The organism is Rhodococcus sp. P4_F3_2 (assembly GCF_056401335.1).
Map to the genome: position 1 here is coordinate 149,987 of NZ_JBFUJN010000013.1, position 23,246 is coordinate 173,232.

Genomic DNA, 23,246 nt, shown 5'->3' on the forward strand with positions numbered 1-23,246 from the left:
GTATCGACCCCGCCGGGGGCTCGCGTAGTTGATGAAAAGGGCAGACGCTTCCGTCCCAACCGTCACCGCAGAACAGGCAGGTACGGTGCCTCGATTCCCTGCTCTTCGAACGCAGTCAGCGCCGAGCGTGCAAATGCGCGCTGGACTGCCCACTGGCGCCCAGGCTTGACCTGCGCCGTCACTCGAATGGTAATTGCCTCGGCAGTAACCGAATTGACTCCCAGCATCTCCGGTTTGTCGATCATGTCCGCCCTGATCGGTTCGGACTCCGCCGCCTCGAGGACAGCTCGCGTCGCCACCTCGCACGCTTTGTGCACGTTCGCGTTGTGGGCGATCGGGAGATCAAGAACTGCAGTGGCGTAACCCTGACTCATGTTGCCCACTCGCAGGATTTCGCCATTGCGGCAGTACCACAAGGTGCCGTTGGCATCTCGAATCGTGGTGACACGCAGGCCCACTGTTTCGACGGTGCCGACCGCGTCGCCGAGATCGACGACGTCGCCGACACCGTACTGATCTTCCAGCAACATGAAGATGCCGGAGAGGAAGTCACGCACCAGGTTTTGTGCACCGAAACCGATGGCAAGACCGATGACGCCGGCGGATGCGATGAACGGCGCGACGTTGATCCCGAGGATGCCGAGGATCTGCAGCACACACCAGACGAGGATGACGATGGACACCGTCGATTTGAGTACCGAACCGATGGTCCGGGCTCGCTGCGATCGGCGCTCGTTCACCTTGGCGTTCGGAGACTTGCGAGGCTTCGACATTCGATCGATCCCGCGGTGCAGTGCGAAGCGCAGAACGACTGCGAGCGCCACGTAGATCGCGATCTCGACGGGTCGGTGAATCAGCCAGTCTCGGTTGGTGTCGGTCAGTTCCCATGCTTGTATTTCGGAAATCATCCCCATGCAGTCTACGGATTCCCACCGATTCGGGCATCGTCGCAGGGCAGGCGGTCCAAAGCCGTACAGGCAGCTAGGCTTACGCCATGGCTGCGTTCACTGGCATACCCGTTGCTGCACTCGACTTCTACGAAGACCTGGAGGCCGACAACAGCAAAACCTGGTGGGCAGCGCACAAGGAGACGTACGACGAAGTGGTTCGTCGTCCGATGGCGTCGTTGACCGCGGCGTTGGAGGACGAATTCGGCACGGCCAAGCTCTTTCGGCCATATCGTGACGTTCGATTCTCGAAGGACAAGATCCCGTACAAGACGCACCAGGGAGCGTTCGTCGGTCTCGCCGAGAGCTGTGGCTACTACGTGCAGATCGACGCGGCAGGGTTGATGGTGGCCGGTGGTTTCTACGCCAGCAGTTCGGAGACCATCGCGCGTTATCGTGCGGCTGTCGACGACGACGTTCGAGGGCCGGAGCTCGAGAAGATCTTGGCCTCCGTCGAGAAGGCCGGATTCACGATCGGCGGCGACAAGCTCAAGACGGCACCTCGCGGATACACGGTCGACCACCCGCGGATCGAATTGCTGCGTCACAAGTCGCTGACTGCTGGTCGTAGTTACCCAAGCCCGTCGTGGCTGGACAGCGCCAGGACATTGAAGGAAGTTCGCACAGCGTGGCGCGCACTGACGCCCTTGGTCGAATGGTCCGGACAGGTGCTCGGACCGAACTGACTGTCCGACAGAAAAGTGTGACGTAGCCGTAGGAGAGTTCACCTCGAGTTCATCGAAACTCGAGACGCCTGGGGCTAGCGTGATGTGCGTAACCGAAAGTTTCGGCCCCGCTTCGAGTCGCAGCGCCGCAGTTCGAAGCCATTTTCTCTCGATCGACATCGTGAACAACCCGTGTCAGTGGAGACCATCATGGCTATGTTTCTCGCTCTCGTCCTGATCATCTCGGTCCTCGGAATCGTCGGCACCTACCTCGCGTTCAGTGCGGTCTACTTCGTCGAGATGCGCAAACTCGACAAGTAAGGGGTGCGAATTGGCCTGATTCGACTATTTCTGGGCCGATCGCGACGACCCTCCCTGCGTACGCTGTTAGGGCATCCTTATCCGCTCGCAACAGTGGATGATTCATTTCTTCTGGAGGTTCGACACGCATGCCCGCTCAATCCACGCTCTTGCTTCCCGAGGGCTACTCCGACAACCGCCTCGTTTCGGACCTCACACGTCGGCAGTTCGGCTTCGGTGCCGGGATCGCCGGACTGGGCGCGTTCCTGGCGGCCTGCGGTGACAGCGGGAGCAGTTCGGGTGAAACCGAAATGCGTTCTGTGACGACACCTCTCGGTACCTACGACATTCCCGTCAATCCGAAGAGGGTTGTCGCGATCGACTCGCGGCTCGATCTGGAACCTGCTGTAGCTCTGGAACTTCCGCTCGTCGGCTACACGTACGCCCAGGCGACACCGTGGGTGCCTATCGATTCGTCGGTGCCGTTCCTGTCGGAGATCCCCAACCGCGAACAGATCTTGGCGCTCGAGCCCGACCTGATCGTGTGCCTCAACTACGAGAGCGAGTGGTGGCCGGTCGCCGAGATGTCCACCATCGCACCGGTTCTGACGACCGAGTTCACCGACGACTGGCGTACAAACCTCTCGCGGTTGTCGGGCTGGCTCGGTCGAACGGCCACACTCGATCGATTGACGCTCGACTACGACAATCTGATTTCCGACATCCGCAGTCGTCATGCCGAGAAGATTGCGTCCAAAACCGTTGCCAGTGTCTCGTTCATGCCAGACACGAACACGCTGTACGTCACGAGCATCCGTACGTCCGAGAAGGGCGACAAGCCCAGCGACATGACGCTCGGCGACATCGGTGGCAAAACTGCCACCTCGGAGGGCCTCGATCCCGAGGGCGGCGTCAGCCTCGAAGGCCTCGATGTGCTGGCCGGCGTCGACGGCTTCATGATCACCGAAAACGAGGACAGTGCCGCGTACCAGGCATTGGTGGCGAGCAAGCTGTGGCAGCGACTCCCGGCAGTGCAGGCTGGCAACGTCACCAGTCTGGGTGGCTCCACGTTCTACGGTTCGATCTACACGATTTCATACGTGGCACAGGGTTGGGATGCCCTGTACAACAAGATCAGCTGAAGCCTCTGCCGACCGGACCGATGAGTTTCGGTAACGCGGGCGGTCTAATCAGGTAGGCATTGACCAAACCTGAGGAGATCGACGTGCAAACAGAGCAATCCCCAGCGGTAGTGCAATCCCGCGACGGCACGACCATCGCATACGAACGCTCCGGTGCCGGACCAGCAGTGGTTCTGGTTGCCGGAGCGTTCTGCGATCGAGGATGGTTCGATTCTCTCGCTACTGCGTTGGCGGCGGACTTCACGGTGTACTCGTACGACAGGCGCGGACGCGGGGACAGCGGTGACAGTCGTGCGTTCTCGATCGACGCCGAGGTGGAGGACTTGCGGGCGGTCGTCGCTGCCACCGGTGAAATGCCGCTGGTCTACGGATTGTCGTCGGGTGCTGCGCTGGCTTTGGAAGCCGCTGCGCAGGCCGTTCCGATGCGTAAGCTCGCCGTCTACGAGGCGCCGTACATGGACGACGACCAGCGTGACGAGACTGCCCAAAGTGACCTGGAGCGGTTGATCGCGGCCGGCGACAGGGAAGGTGCTGTGACGCGTTTTCTGGATCTGACCGGTGCATCCCCGGAGATGGTCGACGAGATCAAGCGGAGTGCCGATTGGCCCGACATGTGCGCCATTGCGCACACCTTGCCTTACGACGTCGCCGTGTGTGATCACGGCTGTCAGTCGCTCGACTGGCTTGCCTCCATTGCCGTCCCTACATTGGTCATGTACGGCGGTGACAGTGGTCAGTGGGCGCCTTCTTCGGCGACGCGAATCGCTGCAAAAGTCTCGGGGACAAAGACTTTGGAGATCCCCGGTCAGGGTCACGGCGTTGCCGACGACGCTATCGTCCCGGCTCTGCGCGAGTTCTTTTCCGGCTAATCGCTGGGCGGCGAAAACGATCGTCAACCCAGGGTTGACGTTTTCGATTGCGTCAACCTATGGTTGACGCATGAGTAAACCAGTGGAAATGACCAACAAGGTTCGACTCGACGACCTCATCGACGCGATCAAGAAGGTGCACACCGACGCGCTCGACCAACTGTCCGACGCCGTGATCGCCGCTGATCATCTCGGTGAAGTTGCAGATCACCTGATCGGCCACTTCGTCGACCAGGCGCGCAGGTCGGGAGCGTCGTGGACGGAGATCGGTGCGAGCATGGGTGTGTCGAAGCAGGCTGCGCAGAAGCGTTTTGTTCCCAAGGCGCCGAGTGATCAGAAGCCGATGGATCCGAACGAAGGGTTCAACCGGTTCACTCCCCGGGCGAAGAACGTCGTCATGGCCTCGCAGAACGAAGCCCGCGCTGCCGGTAACGCAGAGATCCAGCCCGAGCACCTGCTCCTGGGGCTTGTCGAGGAGCCTGCCGGGTTGGCTGCGAAGGCGATAGTGGCGCAGGGGGTGGAGCTCGGGTCCGTCCGAGCTGCAGTGGCCGTTGTACTCCCGGCTCCGACTTCCGAACTGCCAGAACTTATTCCGTACGACGCTCGCGCGCGCAAGGTCCTGGAACTGACATTCCGTGAGGCTCTTCGCCTGGGCCACAACTACATCGGAACCGAGCACATCCTGCTCGCGCTGCTCGAACTCGAAGACGGATCAGGTGTTCTGGCTGATCTCGGAATCTCGAAGTCGGTTGCGGAGTCGAATATCGTGGGAGCGTTGGCCGTCATTCAGGATCAGTGATTCAGGGGTGAATCTGATGCAGAAGAGGGCCGCACCCTTGCGGGTGCGGCCCTCTTCTTGTGTCACTGATTAGACAGCGCGCACATTGGTGGCCTGAGGACCCTTCTGGCCCTGGCCAACCTCGAACTCCACACGCTGGTTCTCGTCGAGCGACTTGTAGCCGTTGCCCGAGATTTCAGAGTAATGAACGAACACGTCCGGTGTTCCGTCGTCGGGAGCGATGAAACCAAAGCCCTTTTCGCCGTTGAACCACTTCACGATGCCCTGTGCCATACCGATACTCCCTACAAACTCGATCCGGGCCCTCACATCGAAGTCCCGATCTCGATGTGTCTATCCTCCCACGCCGCGCAAGTCGAACGGTGGGCGACGTGCAAAAGACGGTAATTCGGAAGCTTTCGAGGAGGGAATGGCAACTGATCTTCGACTGATTTTCGCCGCTGGACCGACCCGATCACCGAAGGCAGGGACTGGTGGCTCGCCCAACTGCCTGCGGTGATAGATCAGCGAGAATGTACTTGTCCGCTCGAGAACGGTCCATAGTTGTCGCTCCGATCTCTCGGAATCGCAAACGTAGGAACCCTATGGAAGATGAGGGTGGGCTAACCTCTCATTCGCTGTGCCCTCGGCGCGCGCAGCAGTCGCCGAGAAGGAGAGTGCATACATGTACGGAACGATTTGTGAGTCCRCGACGTCTGAACTGGTGGACCAGCTCAGTCGCCGTGGGTTCTTCGGCGTCGGCGCAGTGGCAGCGGCCGCCATCCTTGCGGGTTGTTCGACTACGTCAGATGCCGCTGATGCCGGCGAACGACGCGAGGTGATCAATGCGCTCGGCACCACCACGATCTCGGGGAAGCCGGAAAGGATCGTTGTTGCCAGCGATTTCACGGATCTCGAATTCCTGCTCTCTCTCGGCGTTCACCCAGTCGCCTACGGCAATACGGGTGCGTGGGACCGCGGTGCACTGCCTTGGCAGAGCACCGCTGGAATAGCCGATCTCGAAAGCTTCGACACCACAGGCGAAATCAGCCCGGAAATCATCGCGCGCTACTCACCGGATCTCATCATCGGAATGAAGACCTATCTCGAACCGGCAGCCGAGAGGCTCAGCCAGATCGCGCCGGTCATCGCGCTGGACTGGACCACCTCGTGGCGTGACGGCGTCGCCACGGTCGGGCAGGCCGCTTTTGTCGACGAGGCCGCTGCTGCAGCGATCGCCAGGACCGACGCCCTGATCTCCGACACCGCCGCTTCGCTGAATGGCTTGGGTGGCAAGACGATCATGATCGGCTCGATGTACGGCGATCAGTTGTATGTGCAGGGGGATGCCAGTGCGCCCGGGGTTCTGCTGCGCGAACTCGGACTCAACTATCGCGGATACAACGCCGAGCAGATGACTGCGCTGTCGATGGAGCAGGCGGAGGTACTCGCACCCGCAGACATCTTGCTCAGCCTCGCTTCTGATCAGGAAGCGACGACGAGGTTGGAGAACTTCGCAGTTTTCCAGAACCTCCCCGCGGTGAAGGCGCGAGCCTATGCGCCGGTCGAACTTCTGCTCTCGAATGCCTTTGTCGACAATTTCGGTCCACTGAGCGCGCCGTACGCCTTGCCACAGCTCGCCGAGGTCTTGACCGGGCTTGCGGCGGGCCAGGGAAAACAGCTCCCCTGACCTCGCTTCCGAGCCTACGGACGCAGCGTCGGCCTAGCATCGAGACATGGTGGACATAGATCTGACGGGCCGCGCCGCAGTAGTCGGCGGATCACAACCGCTGCGAGCGATACTCGAAACACCCACTACCCCCGGCCCGTGGCCGGGGGTAGTGATGATTCACGAGGCCTTCGGGCTCGAGGAGGTGATGCAGCGGCAAGCCAAGCGACTGGCCGCTGCGGGGTTCCTGACGCTCGCTGTCGACCTCTACAGCGCGGGCGGGGCGAAGCGGTGCCTCGTGCCGACCATGACGTCGATGCTTCGAGGACACGGCAAGGCGTTCACCGACATCGAAGTCGCTCGCAGTTGGCTTTTGGAATCCCCGGACTGCACCGGAAAGATCGGTGTCATCGGATTCTGCATGGGCGGCGGCTTCGCGATGGTCAGCGCCGGAGATTTCGATGCTGCCTCGGTCAACTACGGTCAGCTTCCACGCAAACTCGATGAGGCCGTGGTGGATGCGTGCCCGATCGTCGGGAGTTTCGGAGGCAAGGACTTCTCGCTCCGGGGTGCGGCAGCGAAGCTGGAGACGGCGCTCAGCAATGCCGGTATCGAGAACGACGTCAAGGAGTACCCCACCGCCGGCCACGCGTTCCTCAACGACGCGGAGGCCGGACCCAAGGTGCTTCGTCCGTTGGAGCGCATCCTCGGAATCGGTCCCGATCCTGTTGCAGCGCAGGACGCCTGGAAGCGAATCGACTCGTTCTTCGAGCGCCACCTGGCCTGATCAGCGACTGGTTCTCTCACCGCCGTTGACTGCCAATACCTGACCGGTGATCTGCCGGGCGCCAGGTGAGGCCAAGAAGTGGACGGCTGATGCGATGTCGTCCGGTGTTCCGGCGCGCTTGGTGGTGGTGGACTCGATCAGCATCGCGCGACGCTCGTCCGTCAGAAAGTCTCGGAAGAACTCGGTGTCGGCGATGTAGCCGGGGGAGACGATGTTCGCGGTGATGCCTTCGGGGCCCAGTTCGGCGGCCAGATCGATATTCCACGTCGCAACTGCGGCTTTGGCAGCGCCGTACGCGCCCGCGCCCTTGTCGGCGGCGATCGATCCGATGGTGATGACGGCACCGCCGCTGGGGATTCGATCGCGAACTGCGGCTGTGGTCAGCACTGCCGAGATGAGATTGGAGTCCAGATTCGCACGCCACCCGGCGGCCAGGGATTCCAGATCTGACGGTGCCTCGCGATCGAAGTCCGTGTTGCCACCGGCGCAGTGCACCACGACGTCGATGGTTCCCGGAAGCGAATCCTGCAGCCGCTTCAGGTCTTTCGGGTCGGAGTTGTCACACGTCAAGGCGTGAACATCGGAACCCAACTCCTCTGCAGTCTTTTCGAGTGGTTCCGTGCGTCGGCCGGTGACAAAAACTGTGTCTCCCTCTCGGGCGAACGCCGCTGCAACTGCGCGTCCGATCCCTGTTCCGCCGCCGGTGACCAGAACTGTGCGTGTCATGCCTACCTCCGTGAGCTACGTTTAGACCTATACGAAGAACGTATCATTTAGAGCTAAATGAGGTGTGCAGTGGTGGGCGATTACAACCCGGACGACGCGGTGGACGCGGTTGCGTTGGCCTGGCTTCGCGAAAGGCCGGGCACGCCCGTAGAGGGTATCGGCATTGTGACCAGGCTGTGGATGTGCGCCAAGCTGCTCGGTGAGGATCGCCGACGGGTACTCGCCTCGGCCGGTGCGGACACAGCCACGCTGGACCTACTCAGTGTCCTGCGGCGATCCGGCGAGCCGTATCAGTTGACGACTCGCCAGATCACCGAGCAGACCGGAGTCACGGCCGGTGCGATCTCGCAGCGACTCGCGCGCGCGGAGAACGCGGGTCTGGTGGAGAGGTCTTCTGCCGCGGAAGGGTCGCGAATAGTGCTCGTGACCCTCACTGCCGCCGGTCACGAACTGGTGGAGCAATTGGTGGACCGAGTCCTCGGCCGCGAAGCCGAACTGACGTCGATTCTCACCGAGCAGCAGCAGGCCGAACTCACCGAACTGCTGCGTGTCTTTCTCGACGGTCTACGCGGCGAACTCGGTGACCCTGGCGTCGCGCACGTCGGGGCTTGATCAGGACAGGCGCTCGAACACTGCAGCCAGGCCCTGCCCGCCGCCGATGCACATCGTCTCGAGGCCGTAACGCGCTTCGCGACGGTCCATCTCGCGCAACAGGGTGGCCAGGATTCGTCCACCCGTGGCACCGACCGGATGGCCGAGGGAGATGCCGGAGCCGTTGGGGTTGACGCGTGGGTCGTCGGCTTCGAGCTTCCAACTCTGCAGGACTGCAAGTGCTTGTGCCGCAAAGGCTTCGTTGAGTTCGATGACATCCATGTCCGCCAAGGTCAATCCGAGGCGGCCGAGTGCCTTCTCCGACGCCGGGACGGGACCGATGCCCATGGTGCGCGGGGGAACTCCGGCAACGCTCCAACTTGCCATGCGTGCGAGGGGTCGCAGTCCGAGTGCGCGGGCTTTGTCTGCGGTGGTGACGATCGCCAGCGCTGCGCCGTCGTTCTGGCCGCTGGCATTACCTGCCGTCACGGTGGAGTCCGGGTCGATCTTTGCGCGCATGGGACGAAGGCGTGCAAGCGATTCCATCGAAGTGTCGGCCCGCGGATGCTCGTCGGTGTCGACGAGCAGGGCCTCACCCTTGCGCTGCGGAACGGATACCGGAACGATTTCCTCGGCGAAGACGCCGTTCTTCTGTGCGGCAACGGCACGCTGATGCGACTGCACCGCGAGTGCGTCCTGATCTTCGCGACTGATGGAGAACTCGGCGCGCAGGTTCTCTGCCGTTTCGATCATTCCGCCGGGAACCGGGAAGTCGCGTCCGCCGGCTGTCACGCGGGCGCGCGCGAGACGATCGCTGAGCGCAACACCTTCACCCTTGACACCCCAACGCATTCCGGTTGCGTAGAACTCAGCCTGGCTCATCGACTCGGCACCACCCGCGAGGACCAGATCACTGCCACCGGACTGAACCTGCATGACGGCCTGGATGATTGCCTGCAATCCCGACCCGCACCGGCGATCCACCTGCATGCCGGGAACATCGACGCCCAGACCGGCGTTGAGCGCCGCGATGCGTCCGATCGCCGGAGCTTCACCGTTCGGCGAAGCCTGGCCGAGAATGACGTCGTCGATCTCCGCGCCGGAAATGCCGGTACGCGTGACGAGTTCGGCGATCAACGTCGAGGCGAGATCTTCCGGGGCTACGTCACGGAAGACACCGCCGAAGCGGCCGACAGGGGTGCGGAGCGGTTCACAGATGACAACGTCAGGCATTGGTTCTTCCTTGGGTATGCCCGGTCAGCGAGTGGCTGCCGAGTGATTGTTGGACGACTGAGTACGTCCGAGATCGACGGAGATGGCGTCCGCGGTGGCGACTGCGGCCGGAACCAGTTCACCGCGAACAGCTTCGGCGCTGTAGCGGGCGGCTTGGGTGGAGATGTTGACAGCCGCGACCACATCACCGGTTGCGTCCCGGATGGGTGCGGCGAGCGAGCGCAGACCCTCCTCGAGTTCCTGATCGACAATCGCGAATCCGTCGGCGCGAATCTTCTCGAGTTCGGCACGCAGACCGTCGGCGGTGGAGATGGTCTTGCCGGTCAGGCGGGCGAAGGACACTCGGGCGAGGTAGGCGTCCAGGGCGTCGTCCGGCAAGCCGGCGAGCAGAACCCTACCCATGGATGTGGCGTACGCGGGAAAGCGCGTGCCGATGGTGATGGAAACCGTCATGATGCGGCTGACCGGAACACGGGCCACGTACACGACGTCGTCGCCGTCGAGGATCGACACGGACGTGGATTCACGGACCTTGGCGGACAAGGCTTCCAGATGCGGCCCGGCGATCTCGGGAAGGGACAGACTGGAGAGGTAGCTGTAGCCGAGTTCGAGGACTCGCGGCGTCAACCAGAACACCGAACCGTCAGTACGTACGTATTCGAGTTCGACGAGTGTGAGCAGGAAGCGGCGAGCAGTCGCACGCGTGAGATCGGTGTGCCTGGCAACCTCGCTGAGGGTGCGACGCGGGTGCTCACCGTCGAAAGCCTTGATGACGGACAGCCCACGGGCCAGCGACTGCACGTAGTCCGGTGACGGTCCCGGCGCTTGCTCGCTGCTGTTCTCACTCATGTTGTCTCGTTCTCCTCAGGTTCGGCCGAGAGGTCTGCGAGTGCTTGCTTTCCCAGCGCAAAAGCCAAGTTGCTGTTCGGCACACCCGCATAAACCGCGGTATGGAGAAATACTTCCACGAGTTCGTCGGGATCGATCCCGGCACGCAGCGCAGCGCGAATGTGCATGTCGAGTTCGTGTTCGTTGCCGACGGCAGTGAGGATCGCGAGAGTGAGGAGCCTGCGGGTGTGGTGATCGAGGCCGGGGCGTGACCAGATGTCGCCCCACGCCGTGCGAGTGATGAAGTCCTGGAACGGGGCCGTGAATTCGGTGGCACCGGCGATGGAACGATCGACGTGGGCGTCGCCGAGCACCTGACGTCGTACGGTCATACCTGCCGATACCGCGGCGCTACGTTGGGCGAGCGCAGATGTGTGCGAGGCAATATGCGTTGCAAGCAGTTTGGTGACGCGCCCGGCCTGTTCGACGTTGGCGAGGTGTGCGCCGGGATCGACCACGTGCAGTACCGCATCGGCGATACCGTCGGCGATCGCGCTCAACGTCGCCGGAGGTGTCGACGGATCCTGCTCGCCCGCGACGAGGAGCGTCGGAGCGACGATGCGGGCCAGGTCGGCGCGGCCGTCCCACATCGAAAGCGCCTCGCAGCAGGCGGCATAACCCTCGTCGGGTGTGGCTTCGACCATCGCGACGTGGCGGGCGACAAGCTCCGGATCGTTTTCGGCCAGTCCCGGCGTGAACCAGCGTCCGACGACGGCGGCCGCGATGGACGCGATGCCGTCCGCACGGACAGCCTGCGCACGATCGATCCATGGCTGAGTCGGGGCGAACTGCGAGGACGTGCACATCAACGTCAACGTCTCGACGCGAGTGGGGTGGTGCGCGGCGATCCACTGGCTGACAGCGCCGCCGAGGGAGAGCCCAACGAGATGTACGGACTCGAGTTCGAGCGAATCGAGGAGAGCGATGACATCGCCGGCAAGATCGGCAATGGAGTAGGGGCCCGCAGGCACCGGTGACTTGCCGTGGCCGCGATGATCGACGGCGATGACGCGGTAGCGATTCGACAGCGCGTGAATCTGCGGCTGCCACATGGACAGATCGGATCCGAGTGAACCCAGGAGAACCACTGCCGGGGCATCGGGATTGCCGGTCTGTTGAAAGTTGAGCGCGACGCTCATCGAGATCCTCCTGTGGGGCGTTCGGCGAGGGCGCGGTCGACCAGATCGGTGGCGTGGCCCAGATAGTGTGCGGGGTCGAGTAGTTCGGCGATCTCGGTTTCGCTCAGGTGCTCTGCGATGGCGGGATCACGATCCAACCTGGTTCCGGAAGTGGCTGCCGCGGTGACGATGTCGCGTGCTCGATCAGTGTGTGCGGACAGGGCCTTGGTGACACGCTCGGCGAGAATCAGGCCACCGGTGATGTCTAGATTACGAGCCATCGACTCGGTGTGTACTTGCAGGCCGGTGAGGCTCACGGAAAGCTGGTGCGCTGCTCCGCCTGCCAGACGCAGGAGATCGGTGACGGTTTCCCACTCGGCGTGCCAGGGGCCTGCGGCGCGAGCGAATTCGTGATCCATGTTCGACAGGGCTGTGGCCACCAGGGCGGGAGTACGTCGCGCTGCCGCGCGGGCGGTGATCGCGGCAACCGGATTCTGCTTGTGCGGCATGGCCGATGAGCCGCCCGGAGCGCTCTCGGCGACCTCGGACAGCTCGGTGGACGCCATGACGGTGATGTCGGTGGCGGGCTTGGAAACGGCGCCGGCGACGATACCGAGTGTGGTCGCGAGTTCTGCGATGGTCACGCGGTCGGTGTGCCAGGGAGTGACCTGCCTGGCCAGACCGAGTTCGTCGGCCAGCGCGTCCGCGATCCTGAGCCCGTCGGGATACAACGCAGCGAGTGTTCCTGCGGCTCCGCCGAATTGAACCGGCAACGTGGACAGCACGATTTCGAGACGAATCGCTGCGGCGTCGAGTGCGGTGAACCAACTCGATGCCAGTAGCCCGAAGGTGGTCGGAAGTGCTTGTTGTCCCAGGGTTCTCGCGACCATCGGAGTAGAGCGATGGATGCGGGCGAGGTGGGCGGCGGAATCGGCGGCGCGGGTCAGGTCGGCCAGAACCACTGTGCCCGCGCGTCGCGTCAACAGCATCAGCGCACAGTCCATGATGTCCTGACTGGTGGCGCCCGGGTGCACCACGGAGGCAGGCACACCTTCCTGTCCCACCCTTTCGCGCAGCATCTTCACCAGCGGAATGACGGGATTTCCGCCGGTGGCCGACGCGCGGCCGAGCGCCACGATGTCCAGGCCGCCCGGTTGTGAGAGTTCAGCTGCGGCGGTCGCCACCGCGGCGCAATGTTCCCCGTCGGCCAACCCGACGGTGGCCATCGCACAACTCAGTGCGGCCTCCACGTCGAGCAACGCGGTGACCCACGCCTGGTCGGACAGGTGCTCCGATACTCGGGTGGCCCCGAACACCGGGTCGAACAGTGCGCCGCGAGTGGGCATGTGTACTCCTCTTACAGCTCGAAGAATGGCGTCTCGACGCCGTTCGCGTCCTCGTCCTGAACATAGACCGTCCAGGAGTACCCACCGTCGACCTTGGTTGCAACCAACTTCGCGCGTTCGGTTTCGCTCAGTGAGGACAGCACCGGATCTGTTACGTGTGCGTCGGTGTCCTCGGGGAAGTACAAGCGGGTGACCAGGCGGTCGAGCATCCCTCGAGCGAAGACCGACACGTTCACGTGTGGGGCCTCGTCCGCATCCGTTTCAGTGGGCTGCGCTCCGGGCTTGACGGTGTGGACCAATGCGGTACCGGTGGAATCTGCTGCGCTGCGCGCGAATCCGCGAAAACCAGCCGGAGTGAGGTCCACTGCGCCGCGGGGATCGTCCGGATGGTTGAAGCGCCCGAGCGTATCGGCCTGCCACGTTTCGATCATCGCGTCGGCGACGGGTGTGCGGGCGCCGTCGATCACCGTGATGGCCAGCGTGATTCGTCCGGGGGCATCGGCGGGAGCGGCGTCGGGGCCGTCCGTCCAGGGGAGGCCGATGTGCCAGTACGGTCCGACGGTCTGGGAGGGCGTGACACCGAAGGGGGCAGTGGTGAAGTCGCCGGGGACGACCGGATAACTGGGTGCGGGCTTCGCGGTGCGATCAGTCATCGTGGTCTTCCTCGTTCTCGAATACGGAGGCATCACGGCCGCGCAGGACGATGTCGAAGCGGAACCCGAGAGCCCAGTTGGGGACTGTGGCGTCGTAGTCGAAGACGCTGACCATGCGGTGACGTGCTGCTTCGGGTACCGCGTTGTAGATCGGGTCCTGGAAAAACATCGGATCGTCGGGGAAGTACATCTGCGTCACGAGGCGCTGCGTGAATGCCGTGCCGAACAGCGAGAAATGGATGTGGGCCGGTCGCCAGGCGTTGTCGTGGTTCATCCACGGGTAGGCGCCCGGCTTGATCGTGGTGAAGCTGTAGTGGCCGTTCGCGTCGGTCACGCAGCGACCGAGCCCGTTGAAGAACGGGTCCAGCGGTGCGGGCCAGTTGTCGCCGGTGTGGCGGTAGCGTCCACCGGCGTTGGCCTGCCACACCTCGAGCAGTGTGTGGGGGACCGGCTTTCCGTCGCCGTCGAGTACACGGCCGTGAACGACGATGCGCTGTCCCTGTGCTTCGCCGCCGTTGGCAATGGTCAGGTCGTTTTCGCCGGCGCCGACGCGATCTTCGCCGAATACCGGCCCGGTGAGCTCCGTGAGGCGCTGGGGGAGCAGCTTCAGCGGTTGCTTCGGGTGGCGAAGAGAAGTGGTCTTGTAGTCCGCGAAATCGGCCGGGGCGTTGACGCCAGTCGGCCGCTGGTACCTCGGCGGTAGATGCAGCATAGGGAACCTCGTCGTTCGGTTACGTGAAGTTGTTCGCAATGTGTACATGTGTTGCGCTCTGCGAACAGAATAGTTCGTAGATGTGACCCAGGCAATGCCGGGGGCGAAAAATGTTCGTGATGCGCACGGGGGTTCACAATACGTACGCACCGCGCTACTGTGATCGACATGATGGACAAAGTCATTCCCACTGCTGCCGAGGCCGTCGCCGACGTGCCGGACGGCGTCACGATCGCTGTCGGAGGTTTCGGGCTCGTCGGAGTGCCGGAAATCCTCATCGATGCGCTCCTCGAGCAGGGCGCGACATCACTCGAAACGGTGAGCAACAACTGCGGCACCGACGGGTTCGGGCTCGGAGTGCTTCTGGAGAAGGGGCGTATCCGTCGTACTGTCAGCTCGTACGTCGGCTCCAACAAGGAGTTCGCGCGTCAGTACCTTTCCGGTGAGCTGGAAGTCGAACTCACGCCGCAGGGCACGCTCGCCGAGCGCATGCGCGCCGGGGGAGCGGGCATCCCCGCGTTCTTCACCCCGGCCGGCGTCGGCACCCAGGTCGCCGACGGTGGCCTGCCACTGCGTTACGACGGCAACGGCGGCATCGCAGTTGCCAGTCCGCCCAAGGAAACTCGTGACTTCGACGGCGTCACCTACGTGATGGAGCGCGGCATCGTCGCCGACTATGCACTGGTCCACGCCTGGAAAGGTGACCGGCACGGCAACCTCGTCTACCGCGCGAGTACCCAGAACTTCAATCCGGCTGCAGCAACGTCGGGGCGCATCACCATTGCGCAGGTCGAGCACCTCGTCGAGCCGGGTGAGCTCGACCCTGCCGAGATCCACACGCCGGGCATTCACGTTCAGCGTGTTGTCCACGTCGGCCCCGTGACGGTCGGCATCGAGAATCGGACGGTACGAGCATGACTTCTGTACTACCCACCAAACTCACCCGCGAAGAGATGGCGGCCCGCGTCGCGCGCGAACTCGAGGACGGGCAGTACGTGAACCTCGGCATCGGTATGCCGACGCTGGTTCCGAACTACCTCCCGACCGACATCACCGTTGTATTGCATTCGGAGAACGGCGTTCTGGGCGTGGGGCCGTACCCGACCGAGGACGAACTCGATCCCGAGCTGATCAATGCGGGCAAGGAGACCATCACCGTTCTCCCCGGTGCGTCGTTCTTCGACTCCTCAGCGTCGTTCGGCATGATCCGCGGCGGCCAGGTCGACGTTGCCGTGCTCGGTGCCATGCAGGTCAGTGCCACCGGAGACCTCGCGAACTGGATGATCCCCGGCCACATGGTCAAAGGCATGGGCGGCGCGATGGATCTGGTCCACGGCGCAAAGCGCGTCATCGTGATGATGGAGCACGTCTCGAAGAAGGGTGAGCACAAGATCGTCGAGGAGTGCTCGCTTCCGCTGACCGGTAAGGGCTGCGTCCAGCGAATCATCACCGACATGGCCGTGATCGACGTGACTGACGACGGTCTCCGCCTGGTGGAGACGGCGCCGGGCATCAGCGTCGACGACGTGGTTGCCGCTACCGGAGCGAAACTGATTCTTTGACAGTCTGTTTCATCTGATGGCTCAGCCGCCGGGTCGTGACTTCCATCCGACCCGGCGGCTGTTTTACGCCCCGACGTCGTTCAGCTCGCTCTCGACCGGAATCCAGAGCTCGAACCGCGCGACGGTGAAATCGTCGTTGTATTCGGTACGCATGATCTCGGGACCAGGTACGGAGCGAAAAGGGTTGGCCGGGAACCATTCCGTGTAGATATCTCGCCACAAGTACTGCACAGATTCGATTGCCGACCCGTCGGCGGTGAACACGGCCCACGTGTGTGCGTCGACCGTCAGCACATCGAAACCCGTGGGTGAAGGTTTGCCGGTGACCACTCCCAGGTAGTAATCCAGTTCTGTACCTTCGGTTCTGGGATGCGCCAAATTGTCGACGACACTGACGATTCCCGCCGGTTCCTGATCGGACAGCTCGCGCAAACCGCGCAGCGCAACCTTGTCCACGGAGCGGGTGAAATCTTCGATCGCAGAATTGGGACCTTCGTGTACCAGTGGAACCCGGGTCTTGAACCCGACTACCGTCAGGGCAGGTTTGTCCACAAGCATGTAGTCCATCGGTGTGGCTCCTTCCAACGTCACGTGAATGACAAGTTTCGGTTGTGATTTGAGAACGGCGGGAGCGCGTTTGACCGCGCCGGGGCTCACGCCGTGAAATGCGGTGAACGCTCGTGTGAAGGCTTCCGCGGACGAGTAGCCGTACTTCACGGCGGTCTCCAACACTCCTGATCTGCTGACGGACAACTCGGCACCGGCCAGGGTGAGTCGACGTCGACGGATGTATTCGGATACGGGAATGCCGGCCAGGGCCGAGAACATCCGCCGAAAGTGATACTCCGAGGTGGTTGCCAGCCTTGCCATCTCGGCTGTGTCGATCTCGCCGCTCAGATTGCTTTCGATGTAGTCGAGCGCGCGGTTCAGTCCGTCGATCATCGTGTCTTCCTGTTCACGGGTTTCACGCTACGCAGATCACTTGGTCCGTACCCGACTATCCGTGCCCGAAAAAGTAGGGCAGGAAATGCATCTGGACAACTCAGTTAATCATCATTATCTTGAATCGAACATCGATGGTTGACCAGGAGGCACAGTGAGCACCCGTTTTCCGCAGGCTGAATTGACCGAGGTGCCCGAGGACATCGCCGCCAGGATTCTCGAGATCCAGGAGAAGTCAGGGTTCGTGCCCAACGTCTTCCTGATGTTCGCTCGGCGGCCAGCCGAGTTCCGGGCATTCTTCGCATACCACGACGCGATCATGCTCAAGGAAGATTCCGCACTCACCAAGGGCGATCGAGAAATGATCGTCACCACGATCTCTGCGGCCAACAAATGTACGTACTGCGTTGTCGCGCACGGCGCGATTCTGCGTATCTACGAGAAGAAGCCGCTGGTTGCCGACCAGGTTGCGGTCAACTATCGCACCGCAGAGATCTCCGATCGTCAGCGCGCGATGCTCGACTTCGCCACCAAGGTGAACTCCGCCTCGCACGAAATCGCCGACGTCGACTTCGACACCCTCCGTGTGCACGGCTTCGGCGACGAGGACGCGTGGGACATCGCCGCGATCACTGCATTCTTCGGGCTGAGCAATCGCATGGCGAGCTTCTCCGGCATGCTGCCCAATCCGGAGTTCTACCTGATGGGGCGCGTTCCGCGGTCCTGATTCCTGCGACTCGAACATAAGCTTTCAATTTTTCGGACCGACCGGTCGTAACGTCTGGAACTCAGCCGACGAAGTAAAGGCTGTCCACGCCGGAATTGCCGTCTTCGTAAAGAAGGCCGAAAGGTTGAGCGCTATGTCGGAGAAGTCCATCGCCCATTCTCGGAGGGTCCGCTCTGCGGCCGCCGGTGCCGTACTAGCTCTCGGATTGGCGGTGGGCGGCACAGGAATTGCATCGGCAGAGCCCGAAACCGTGTGTACTCCGAGTACCGATCCGCTGGTGACCTGCGCCGAGGAAGAGGCAGCTGCCACCACCGACGCCGACGCGGCGACGAGCACCGAGACCACACCCGAGAAGGTTGAAGCCGGGGTCGCGGGCGCGGGCAGTGCCGAAACCGCAGGTACGGACGCCGCAGCACTGGCGGAAGCCGAAGCAAAAGCCAAAGCAGCAGCCGACGCGGCAGCGAAGGCCGCCGAAGCAGCCGCGACGGCAGGGGTCGACTCGTCCGCAGCGACAGACACTTCGGTGAAGGCGACCGAGGCAATGACTCAGGCGAGCGTCGAGGCAACCAAGGCGGCGGTCGAATCGACCCAGGCCAAGGCGGAGGCAGGGGCCGCGGAACAGTCTGCCAAGGAAGCCGAAGAGGCAGCCAAGGTTGCGGAGTCCGCTGCAGCCGATGCGAAAGAGGTAGCAAAAACAGCTCAGGCAGAAGCAGACGCGGCCGCAGCCAAGGCTGCTGAACTCGAGGAAGCTGCGAAGGCCGCCGGTTCGGGGCCCAAGACCGAAGAGGCAGCAAAGGCGCGCGCCGAGGCTAATGCTCTGCAAGCCAAAGCCGATGAGGCGAAGGCTGCCGCGGATGCAAACGCCAAGCTGGTTGCGGACAAGAACAAGGAAGCCGAGGAAGCCTTCAAGAACTGGGACATCGCGAAGGCGATCGCCGCAAAGGCCCAGGCGATAGCGGCCGCATGGAACGCCAAGCAGCTCGCGATCACCGTCAAGGAAACTCAGAAAGTGGCCACCGCCGCCGAAACCACGGCCAAGGCAGCCGAGTCCGCGGCCGCAACCGAGGTAGTAGCTGCCACTGCCGCCCGTAAGGCCGCAGATGAAGCGGCAGCTACCGCGGCTTCCGCACGAAAGGACGCCGACGCTGCGCAGAAGGCCGCGGAGACGGCCCAGGCCGAAGCCGATGCTGCGGGCGAGGCTGCCACCGACAAGCGAGCCATTGCCGACGAAAAGGCTGCCGAAGCCGCCAAGAAGGCCGAAGCTGCCGAAGCGGCGAGCAAGAAGGCGCAGGATCTCTACCTAGCCGCCGAAGACGCGAAGGCCGCAGCCGACGCCGCAGCAGCAAAGGCCAAGGAAGCTCAGGCCGCTGCAGCCGCCGCAAAGGCCGAAGCGGATGCAGCGCAGAAGATCGTCGACGAGCTCAAGGCAAAGGGCGAGAAGGAGATCGACAACGGAACAGGCGTCGGCGGTGAAGTGATCATCGGTGAGCACACCGACGACGGCTCCGGGGTCACGAAGGTCGACGAGACCACCGCTGTAGTGAACAAGACCGGCGTCAAGCTGGTCGGCTACTACAACAACAAGGGAGCCTTCGACGTCGTCGACTACTACGTCACCGACGCCGACGGCGATCCGGCACTCGCTGGAAGCCTGCCCCCCGTCGAACTTGCTCTCGGTGACACTGCAAGCAGCACCAGCGGTAGCAGCAGTTCCAACCTGCCGGCTGTATTGATCGGCGTCGGAGTCGTGGGCGCTGCCGCCGCAGCAGCTACGACGGTGGTTGTTCGTCGCAAGCGTCATGACGGCCCGGGCAACACGTCTGCGTAGCGCCGGCCTCTCGGCGGTAGCGATCCTCGCCCTCCTCGCATCCGGATGTTCGGGCGAGAATGCGGGATCGCTACCTGACCGCTCGCCGGTGCAGTCGCATATCGCGGCTGCACCGGCTTCGGTGACCGTCGATCCGGCAGAACCCGAGAGGATCGAGTTGAGGTCTGCGTCCGGGGGCACGTACCTGAGCAGTCCGTTGCACTCGGAGAAACTGATGCGCGGCGGCGAGAGTGGGCAGCAACTGAATCCCGTCGACGAACTGCCGGTGTGGTGGGGCGAGAGCGGAATGCCGGGAACGGAGACCACACAGACCGTTGTTGTCGTCGGGCACAACTACACCACTCGCGAAGCACCGTTCCGGGCGCTCCGGGTAGTGGAGCCGGGCGATCGAATTCTCCTGGCTACACCGAACGGCACACTCGAGTACGACGTCGAAACAGTCGGGCCGCTGCACAAAGGTTCGCTGCTGGGCACTCACGAGTTGCGCGAATCGGTTCCGGGACGGTTGATCCTCGCCAATTGTGATGTCGTCGAAGGAGAGTCGACCGACGACAATTACGTCGTCATCGCCCAGCTGGCAGCGCACTGAATCCGTGGCAGTGCAAGAATAGGTACATGGATTCCCTCGGACTTCTCTCGGAACTGGTAGCTCTCGACACGGTCTCGGGGGAGGCCGCTCCTCAACGGCGGGCGATGGATTCGATTGTCTCGTTGGTTCTCTCACGTGCGCCACAGGCGAAGGTCGAGTCAGACCTGACCGGCAATCATCCCTGGGCCTTGATCACCAACGAAGCTGCACCCTCGGCAGCAAGACTATTGTTCGCCTGCCACGTGGACACGGTGCCAGTGGGAACTGTCTCCGACTGGGAGTTCGACCCGTACGCCGCACAGGTCGACGGCGAATTGTTCCTCGGCAGAGGGACATCGGATATGAAGGCCGGCCTTGTTGCCGCTACTGCCGCGGTTGTCGACGCTTTCGAACGTGGAGTTCCGGTCGCACTACTGCTGACGAGCGACGAGGAAATCGGATCGCTCGGGGCCGCTCGTTCGGCCGACGCCGTGGCGAATCTCGAGGTCGGGGCTGTCATCGTTCCCGAGGCGACCGGCAATCGCATCAACCTGGGGCACCGCGGTGCACTGTGGCTCGAAGTGTCCGTCAAAGGAAAAGCCGCGCACGGGAGTACGCCGCAGCGAGGAACTAACGCTGTCCTCAAACTGCTTGACGTCGTCGATCGAGCTCGGCGTGAGCTTCCGCTGTCGTCCGACGCATTTCTGGGCGCTGAAACCTGGAACCTCGGTTTGGTCGGCGGCGGTTCGGCTCCGAACATCGTGCCGGACAATGCACGTGCGGTGATCGATCACCGCACGGTGGGAGACGGCGCAGACCTGCTTGCATGGTGGCGCGCACAACCCGAAGTCGACTCGGTAGAGACGTCGATTCACCTGGGAGGTGTGCGTACCGACGCGTCGGATCCGTGGTTGGCCACCTTGCCGATCCCTGTTGCAACCGAACCGGTTTCGTACTTCACCGACGCTTCGGTGCTGGCAGCGGCCGCCCCCGGCGCTCCCGTCGTGATCTGGGGCCCTGGCACTCCCTCGCTGATGCATGCGGCCAACGAAAGCGTCAAGGTGTCCGAACTGGACGATGCGATCGCTGCCTACGGTGCCGTGGCTGCTGCTTGGCCGACGGTGGACTGACGGACAATCAGTTCAGGAGCAAGCGCAATGTGGGCTGTCGACTCGGAAGAGTTGTTCATCGCCTGATCCAGAAGTCGCACAGCTTCTTCCGCGATTCTCTCCTGCGGCTGTCCGACGGTGGTCAACGGCGGATTGCACAGTTCGGAGAAGGGGATGTTGTCGAAACCGGTGACCAGAACGTCGCCGGGGACGTCGATGCCCAATGCGTGGCAGGTCTGCAGCACACCGAGCGCGATCAGGTCGTCGGCGCAGACCAAGGCGTCGGGGCGAGTCTTGCCGGTCAGGATGGTGTTGGACGCCGTGCGTCCCCATTCGATCGAATACTCGCCGAGTTGTGTCCACTCGTCACGAGTTTCGATTCCCATTCGATCCGCATGGCGGAAGAATCCGGCCCGGCGAAGTTCGGTCGACGAATTGGTCAGCTCGGAACTGATGAAGGCAGCCGATCGCGCGCCGCGCTCGGACAGATGCTCCATCACGAGTGATTGAGCGGCGTCGTCGTCGACACCGACCCAGTCCGTCTGGGTATCCATTGCAAACCGGTCCAGTTGAACGACCGGAAGCGTTGCTGCGCTGGCTCGTACTGCTTCGGCACTCAATTCGCCGTGGCACGGGCTGATGATGATTCCGTCCACCTGCCGCGAGACGAGCGACTTGAGCCGCTGCGCTTCCACGTCGGGATCGGAACGAGAATCGCACAGGAACAGTTGTAGGCCGCGCTGAGCCAGGACGTGTTCGACGTTGACCACCAGCGAAGTGAAGAAGGGATTCGCGATACTGGGAACCACCATGCCGACAGTGTCCGTCCGATTGCGACGCAGTGAGCTGGCGATGATGTTTCCCGAGTATCCGAGAGAATCCGCGGCTCGTTTGATCGTCGCTGCAAGCTCGTCCGAGACAGGGCGGGATCCGGACAGTGCCCGCGACACGGTGGCAGTCGAGACCCCGGCCAGTTCCGCGACATCGCGAATGGTCGCCTTGCGCATGCGTCCCCCGTTTTCTGCTCGATTCGGGTCCGAGGTTATCGAACCGCACGGTCCAGTGTCCCGCATGTAACGCGATTGAGGCAATCGTTTACAAATTCGAATTGTGAAATCCTTGACACAACCCGGTGTTGATCGCATAACCTGCTAATTCATCAAGGCAATCGATTACATCGTGTGCAGATCTTGTGCATGGACATACAGCGCAAATCTTGCGCATGGAATGGGGTAGCTGAAGTGACCGCATCACCGCTCGGAGTCTTTCCGCCCAAGCCCTCGGCGTTGGCAGAGATGTTCACCGGCACGCCTTCTCTCATCGGGGCCATCCACCTCCCTGCTCTGCCGGGCAGCCCGCACTACACCGGGCAGCCGGTTTCGGAAATTGCTCGCTTCGCTGTGGAGGAAGCGCACGCGTACGTCGACAACGGTTTCGACGGTGTGATCGTCGAAAATCACTGGGACATACCGTTCCTCAAGCCCGGCGAACACGGATACGAAACCGCCGCCAGCATGGGAGTCATCACGGCAGCGGTGGTCGGTGAGTTCGGCAAGGCCGTCGGCGTCAGCATCCTGTCCAACGCCGGCGAGTGCGGAGTGGCCGCGGCGTGGGCGGCAGGCGCGAGTTTTGTGCGCGTCAATCAGTGGGCCAATGCCTACATCGCCAATGAGGGCTTCATCGAGGGTCAGGCGGCCAAGACGACGCGCTTCCGCCATCGCATCGGCGCCGACCCGGTCCGGATCTTCGCTGACGTGCACGTCAAGCATGGTGCGCATGCCATTGTTGCGGACCGCACCGTCGCGGAACAGACCGAAGACGCCGAGTTCTTCGATGCAGATGTCCTGATCGCGACCGGTTCGCGCACCGGTGACGCCGCTTCGGTCGACGAGGTTTCCGTGATCCGAGACAACACCGTTCTTCCCGTGATCATCGGATCCGGCATCACGGCTGCCAACGTCGCAGCGCTGATGAAGGAATGCGACGGCGCCATAGTTGCATCCTCGGTGAAGGACAATGGACGCTGGTGGGGACGGGTCGCAGGCGAGAAGGTCCGCGAACTGTCCCGGGCCGCAGGAAAGTAACC

The 23,246-nt window shown here is 62.7% G+C and carries 25 protein-coding genes; 14 read left to right on the forward strand and 11 right to left on the reverse strand.

Annotated elements, in window-relative coordinates; genetic code table 11:
• Nucleotides 1-62: 62 nt before the first annotated feature.
• The gene (locus AC1DWA_RS16525; RefSeq protein ID WP_020970954.1) at nucleotides 63-914 is read right to left on the reverse strand and encodes a mechanosensitive ion channel family protein; all 852 of its coding nucleotides are present in this window, start codon (nucleotides 912-914) and stop codon (nucleotides 63-65) included.
• Nucleotides 915-994: 80 nt separating this feature from the next.
• Here AC1DWA_RS16525 and AC1DWA_RS16530 point away from each other — a divergent pair, with 80 nt between their 5' ends.
• The 4 genes from AC1DWA_RS16530 (at nucleotide 995) to AC1DWA_RS16545 (ending at nucleotide 4,722) form a co-directional block, all read left to right on the forward strand.
• Entirely contained in the window at nucleotides 995-1,633 is a 639-nt protein-coding gene (locus AC1DWA_RS16530) for a DUF2461 domain-containing protein (protein WP_003939783.1), read from the forward strand.
• Between the two features lie 428 nt (nucleotides 1,634-2,061).
• Nucleotides 2,062-3,054, forward strand: coding sequence for an ABC transporter substrate-binding protein (locus AC1DWA_RS16535; RefSeq protein ID WP_007729992.1), 993 nt, complete (start codon nucleotides 2,062-2,064; stop codon nucleotides 3,052-3,054).
• A gap of 83 nt (nucleotides 3,055-3,137) precedes the next feature.
• Nucleotides 3,138-3,923, forward strand: coding sequence for an alpha/beta fold hydrolase (locus AC1DWA_RS16540; RefSeq protein ID WP_029537092.1), 786 nt, complete (start codon nucleotides 3,138-3,140; stop codon nucleotides 3,921-3,923).
• 70 nt (nucleotides 3,924-3,993) lie between these two features.
• The gene (locus tag AC1DWA_RS16545; RefSeq protein WP_019745512.1) at nucleotides 3,994-4,722 is read left to right on the forward strand and encodes a Clp protease N-terminal domain-containing protein; all 729 of its coding nucleotides are present in this window, start codon (nucleotides 3,994-3,996) and stop codon (nucleotides 4,720-4,722) included.
• Nucleotides 4,723-4,791: 69 nt separating this feature from the next.
• Here AC1DWA_RS16545 and AC1DWA_RS16550 read toward each other — a convergent pair whose 3' ends face one another.
• Complete coding sequence (locus AC1DWA_RS16550; RefSeq protein ID WP_003939930.1) at nucleotides 4,792-4,995, reverse strand: cold-shock protein; 204 nt, start codon at nucleotides 4,993-4,995, stop codon at nucleotides 4,792-4,794.
• 346 nt (nucleotides 4,996-5,341) lie between these two features.
• Between AC1DWA_RS16550 and AC1DWA_RS16555 the strand changes: the two genes are divergently transcribed.
• Nucleotides 5,342-6,391, forward strand: a complete 1,050-nt coding sequence (locus AC1DWA_RS16555; RefSeq protein WP_477916832.1) for an ABC transporter substrate-binding protein — start codon at nucleotides 5,342-5,344, stop codon at nucleotides 6,389-6,391.
• 46 nt (nucleotides 6,392-6,437) lie between these two features.
• Complete coding sequence (locus AC1DWA_RS16560; RefSeq protein WP_019745510.1) at nucleotides 6,438-7,157, forward strand: dienelactone hydrolase family protein; 720 nt, start codon at nucleotides 6,438-6,440, stop codon at nucleotides 7,155-7,157.
• Here the strand turns inward: AC1DWA_RS16560 and AC1DWA_RS16565 are convergent, their stop codons facing one another.
• The gene (locus tag AC1DWA_RS16565; RefSeq protein ID WP_019745509.1) at nucleotides 7,158-7,883 is read right to left on the reverse strand and encodes an SDR family NAD(P)-dependent oxidoreductase; all 726 of its coding nucleotides are present in this window, start codon (nucleotides 7,881-7,883) and stop codon (nucleotides 7,158-7,160) included. It abuts the gene before it with no gap.
• A gap of 72 nt (nucleotides 7,884-7,955) precedes the next feature.
• Here AC1DWA_RS16565 and AC1DWA_RS16570 point away from each other — a divergent pair, with 72 nt between their 5' ends.
• Nucleotides 7,956-8,495 carry a MarR family winged helix-turn-helix transcriptional regulator gene (locus tag AC1DWA_RS16570; RefSeq protein ID WP_257207229.1) on the forward strand — a complete coding sequence of 180 codons (540 nt, stop codon included), beginning with the start codon at nucleotides 7,956-7,958 and terminating at the stop codon, nucleotides 8,493-8,495.
• On the opposite strand, the gene AC1DWA_RS16575 is transcribed toward AC1DWA_RS16570, so the two are convergent.
• From AC1DWA_RS16575 to pcaH, 6 genes are read right to left on the reverse strand one after another with little or no spacing between them, the layout of a single operon-like run.
• Nucleotides 8,496-9,707, reverse strand: a complete 1,212-nt coding sequence (locus tag AC1DWA_RS16575) for an acetyl-CoA C-acetyltransferase (RefSeq protein WP_019745507.1) — start codon at nucleotides 9,705-9,707, stop codon at nucleotides 8,496-8,498. It lies immediately after the preceding gene.
• 24 nt (nucleotides 9,708-9,731) lie between these two features.
• Nucleotides 9,732-10,556 (reverse strand): IclR family transcriptional regulator domain-containing protein, encoded by an 825-nt coding sequence (locus tag AC1DWA_RS16580; protein ID WP_007730008.1) that lies wholly within the window; start codon nucleotides 10,554-10,556, stop codon nucleotides 9,732-9,734.
• Nucleotides 10,553-11,734 (reverse strand): bifunctional 3-oxoadipate enol-lactonase/4-carboxymuconolactone decarboxylase PcaDC, encoded by a 1,182-nt coding sequence (pcaDC, locus tag AC1DWA_RS16585; RefSeq protein WP_019745506.1) that lies wholly within the window; start codon nucleotides 11,732-11,734, stop codon nucleotides 10,553-10,555. The genes AC1DWA_RS16580 and pcaDC overlap by 4 nt, the downstream gene beginning before the upstream one ends.
• A complete protein-coding gene (gene pcaB / locus AC1DWA_RS16590; RefSeq protein ID WP_019745505.1) occupies nucleotides 11,731-13,059 on the reverse strand; it encodes a 3-carboxy-cis,cis-muconate cycloisomerase in 1,329 nt (442 codons plus the stop codon). Before pcaB ends, pcaDC begins: the two co-directional genes overlap by 4 nt.
• Nucleotides 13,060-13,070: 11 nt before the next feature.
• Nucleotides 13,071-13,712 (reverse strand): protocatechuate 3,4-dioxygenase subunit alpha, encoded by a 642-nt coding sequence (gene pcaG / locus AC1DWA_RS16595; RefSeq protein ID WP_019745504.1) that lies wholly within the window; start codon nucleotides 13,710-13,712, stop codon nucleotides 13,071-13,073.
• The gene (gene pcaH, locus AC1DWA_RS16600) at nucleotides 13,705-14,424 is read right to left on the reverse strand and encodes a protocatechuate 3,4-dioxygenase subunit beta (protein ID WP_019745503.1); all 720 of its coding nucleotides are present in this window, start codon (nucleotides 14,422-14,424) and stop codon (nucleotides 13,705-13,707) included. Before pcaH ends, pcaG begins: the two co-directional genes overlap by 8 nt.
• 171 nt (nucleotides 14,425-14,595) lie before the next feature.
• Between pcaH and AC1DWA_RS16605 the strand changes: the two genes are divergently transcribed.
• Complete coding sequence (locus AC1DWA_RS16605) at nucleotides 14,596-15,342, forward strand: CoA transferase subunit A (RefSeq protein ID WP_007730016.1); 747 nt, start codon at nucleotides 14,596-14,598, stop codon at nucleotides 15,340-15,342.
• Nucleotides 15,339-15,986 (forward strand): CoA transferase subunit B, encoded by a 648-nt coding sequence (locus AC1DWA_RS16610; RefSeq protein WP_019745502.1) that lies wholly within the window; start codon nucleotides 15,339-15,341, stop codon nucleotides 15,984-15,986. The genes AC1DWA_RS16605 and AC1DWA_RS16610 overlap by 4 nt, the downstream gene beginning before the upstream one ends.
• A gap of 63 nt (nucleotides 15,987-16,049) precedes the next feature.
• Here AC1DWA_RS16610 and AC1DWA_RS16615 read toward each other — a convergent pair whose 3' ends face one another.
• Nucleotides 16,050-16,928 (reverse strand): AraC family transcriptional regulator, encoded by an 879-nt coding sequence (locus tag AC1DWA_RS16615; RefSeq protein WP_019745501.1) that lies wholly within the window; start codon nucleotides 16,926-16,928, stop codon nucleotides 16,050-16,052.
• A 154-nt stretch (nucleotides 16,929-17,082) separates the two neighbouring features.
• On the opposite strand from AC1DWA_RS16615, the gene AC1DWA_RS16620 reads away from it, so the two are divergent.
• The 4 genes from AC1DWA_RS16620 to AC1DWA_RS16635 all read left to right on the forward strand — a co-directional run bounded on the left by AC1DWA_RS16620 (nucleotide 17,083) and on the right by AC1DWA_RS16635 (nucleotide 21,181).
• Nucleotides 17,083-17,655, forward strand: a complete 573-nt coding sequence (locus AC1DWA_RS16620; protein ID WP_019745500.1) for a peroxidase-related enzyme — start codon at nucleotides 17,083-17,085, stop codon at nucleotides 17,653-17,655.
• 133 nt (nucleotides 17,656-17,788) lie between these two features.
• On the forward strand, nucleotides 17,789-19,483 hold the full coding sequence (locus AC1DWA_RS16625; protein WP_477846471.1) for a hypothetical protein: 1,695 nt from the start codon (nucleotides 17,789-17,791) through the stop codon (nucleotides 19,481-19,483).
• Nucleotides 19,455-20,072 carry a sortase domain-containing protein gene (locus AC1DWA_RS16630; protein WP_019745498.1) on the forward strand — a complete coding sequence of 206 codons (618 nt, stop codon included), beginning with the start codon at nucleotides 19,455-19,457 and terminating at the stop codon, nucleotides 20,070-20,072. The genes AC1DWA_RS16625 and AC1DWA_RS16630 overlap by 29 nt, the downstream gene beginning before the upstream one ends.
• A 26-nt stretch (nucleotides 20,073-20,098) precedes the next feature.
• Nucleotides 20,099-21,181: a M20/M25/M40 family metallo-hydrolase gene (locus AC1DWA_RS16635; protein ID WP_019745497.1), complete on the forward strand. Its 1,083-nt coding sequence runs from the start codon at nucleotides 20,099-20,101 to the stop codon at nucleotides 21,179-21,181.
• Here AC1DWA_RS16635 and AC1DWA_RS16640 read toward each other — a convergent pair.
• A complete protein-coding gene (locus AC1DWA_RS16640; RefSeq protein WP_019745496.1) occupies nucleotides 21,142-22,167 on the reverse strand; it encodes a LacI family DNA-binding transcriptional regulator in 1,026 nt (341 codons plus the stop codon). The two genes, AC1DWA_RS16635 and AC1DWA_RS16640, sit on opposite strands and share 40 nt — an antisense overlap.
• A gap of 234 nt (nucleotides 22,168-22,401) precedes the next feature.
• Here AC1DWA_RS16640 and AC1DWA_RS16645 point away from each other — a divergent pair, with 234 nt between their 5' ends.
• Entirely contained in the window at nucleotides 22,402-23,244 is an 843-nt protein-coding gene (locus AC1DWA_RS16645) for a BtpA/SgcQ family protein (protein ID WP_003940276.1), read from the forward strand.
• Nucleotides 23,245-23,246: the final 2 nt, after the last annotated feature.

Bases quoted from the DNA above. Each gene is read 5' to 3' on its own strand.
- AC1DWA_RS16615 (WP_019745501.1), bottom strand. From the start codon at position 16,928: ATGATCGACGGACTGAACCGCGCGCTCGACTACATCGAAAGCAATCTG.
- AC1DWA_RS16545 (WP_019745512.1), top strand. From the start codon at position 3,994: ATGAGTAAACCAGTGGAAATGACCAACAAGGTTCGACTCGACGACCTC.
- AC1DWA_RS16565 (WP_019745509.1), bottom strand. From the start codon at position 7,883: ATGACACGCACAGTTCTGGTCACCGGCGGCGGAACAGGGATCGGACGC.
- AC1DWA_RS16610 (WP_019745502.1), top strand. From the start codon at position 15,339: ATGACTTCTGTACTACCCACCAAACTCACCCGCGAAGAGATGGCGGCC.
- pcaB (WP_019745505.1), bottom strand. From the start codon at position 13,059: ATGCCCACTCGCGGCGCACTGTTCGACCCGGTGTTCGGGGCCACCCGA.
- AC1DWA_RS16630 (WP_019745498.1), top strand. From the start codon at position 19,455: ATGACGGCCCGGGCAACACGTCTGCGTAGCGCCGGCCTCTCGGCGGTA.
- AC1DWA_RS16575 (WP_019745507.1), bottom strand. From the start codon at position 9,707: ATGCCTGACGTTGTCATCTGTGAACCGCTCCGCACCCCTGTCGGCCGC.
- AC1DWA_RS16535 (WP_007729992.1), top strand. From the start codon at position 2,062: ATGCCCGCTCAATCCACGCTCTTGCTTCCCGAGGGCTACTCCGACAAC.
- AC1DWA_RS16625 (WP_477846471.1), top strand. From the start codon at position 17,789: ATGTCGGAGAAGTCCATCGCCCATTCTCGGAGGGTCCGCTCTGCGGCC.
- AC1DWA_RS16560 (WP_019745510.1), top strand. From the start codon at position 6,438: ATGGTGGACATAGATCTGACGGGCCGCGCCGCAGTAGTCGGCGGATCA.
- AC1DWA_RS16635 (WP_019745497.1), top strand. From the start codon at position 20,099: ATGGATTCCCTCGGACTTCTCTCGGAACTGGTAGCTCTCGACACGGTC.
- pcaH (WP_019745503.1), bottom strand. From the start codon at position 14,424: ATGCTGCATCTACCGCCGAGGTACCAGCGGCCGACTGGCGTCAACGCC.
- AC1DWA_RS16580 (WP_007730008.1), bottom strand. From the start codon at position 10,556: ATGAGTGAGAACAGCAGCGAGCAAGCGCCGGGACCGTCACCGGACTAC.
- AC1DWA_RS16640 (WP_019745496.1), bottom strand. From the start codon at position 22,167: ATGCGCAAGGCGACCATTCGCGATGTCGCGGAACTGGCCGGGGTCTCG.
- AC1DWA_RS16550 (WP_003939930.1), bottom strand. From the start codon at position 4,995: ATGGCACAGGGCATCGTGAAGTGGTTCAACGGCGAAAAGGGCTTTGGT.
- AC1DWA_RS16525 (WP_020970954.1), bottom strand. From the start codon at position 914: ATGGGGATGATTTCCGAAATACAAGCATGGGAACTGACCGACACCAAC.
- pcaG (WP_019745504.1), bottom strand. From the start codon at position 13,712: ATGACTGATCGCACCGCGAAGCCCGCACCCAGTTATCCGGTCGTCCCC.
- AC1DWA_RS16605 (WP_007730016.1), top strand. From the start codon at position 14,596: ATGGACAAAGTCATTCCCACTGCTGCCGAGGCCGTCGCCGACGTGCCG.
- AC1DWA_RS16530 (WP_003939783.1), top strand. From the start codon at position 995: ATGGCTGCGTTCACTGGCATACCCGTTGCTGCACTCGACTTCTACGAA.
- pcaDC (WP_019745506.1), bottom strand. From the start codon at position 11,734: ATGAGCGTCGCGCTCAACTTTCAACAGACCGGCAATCCCGATGCCCCG.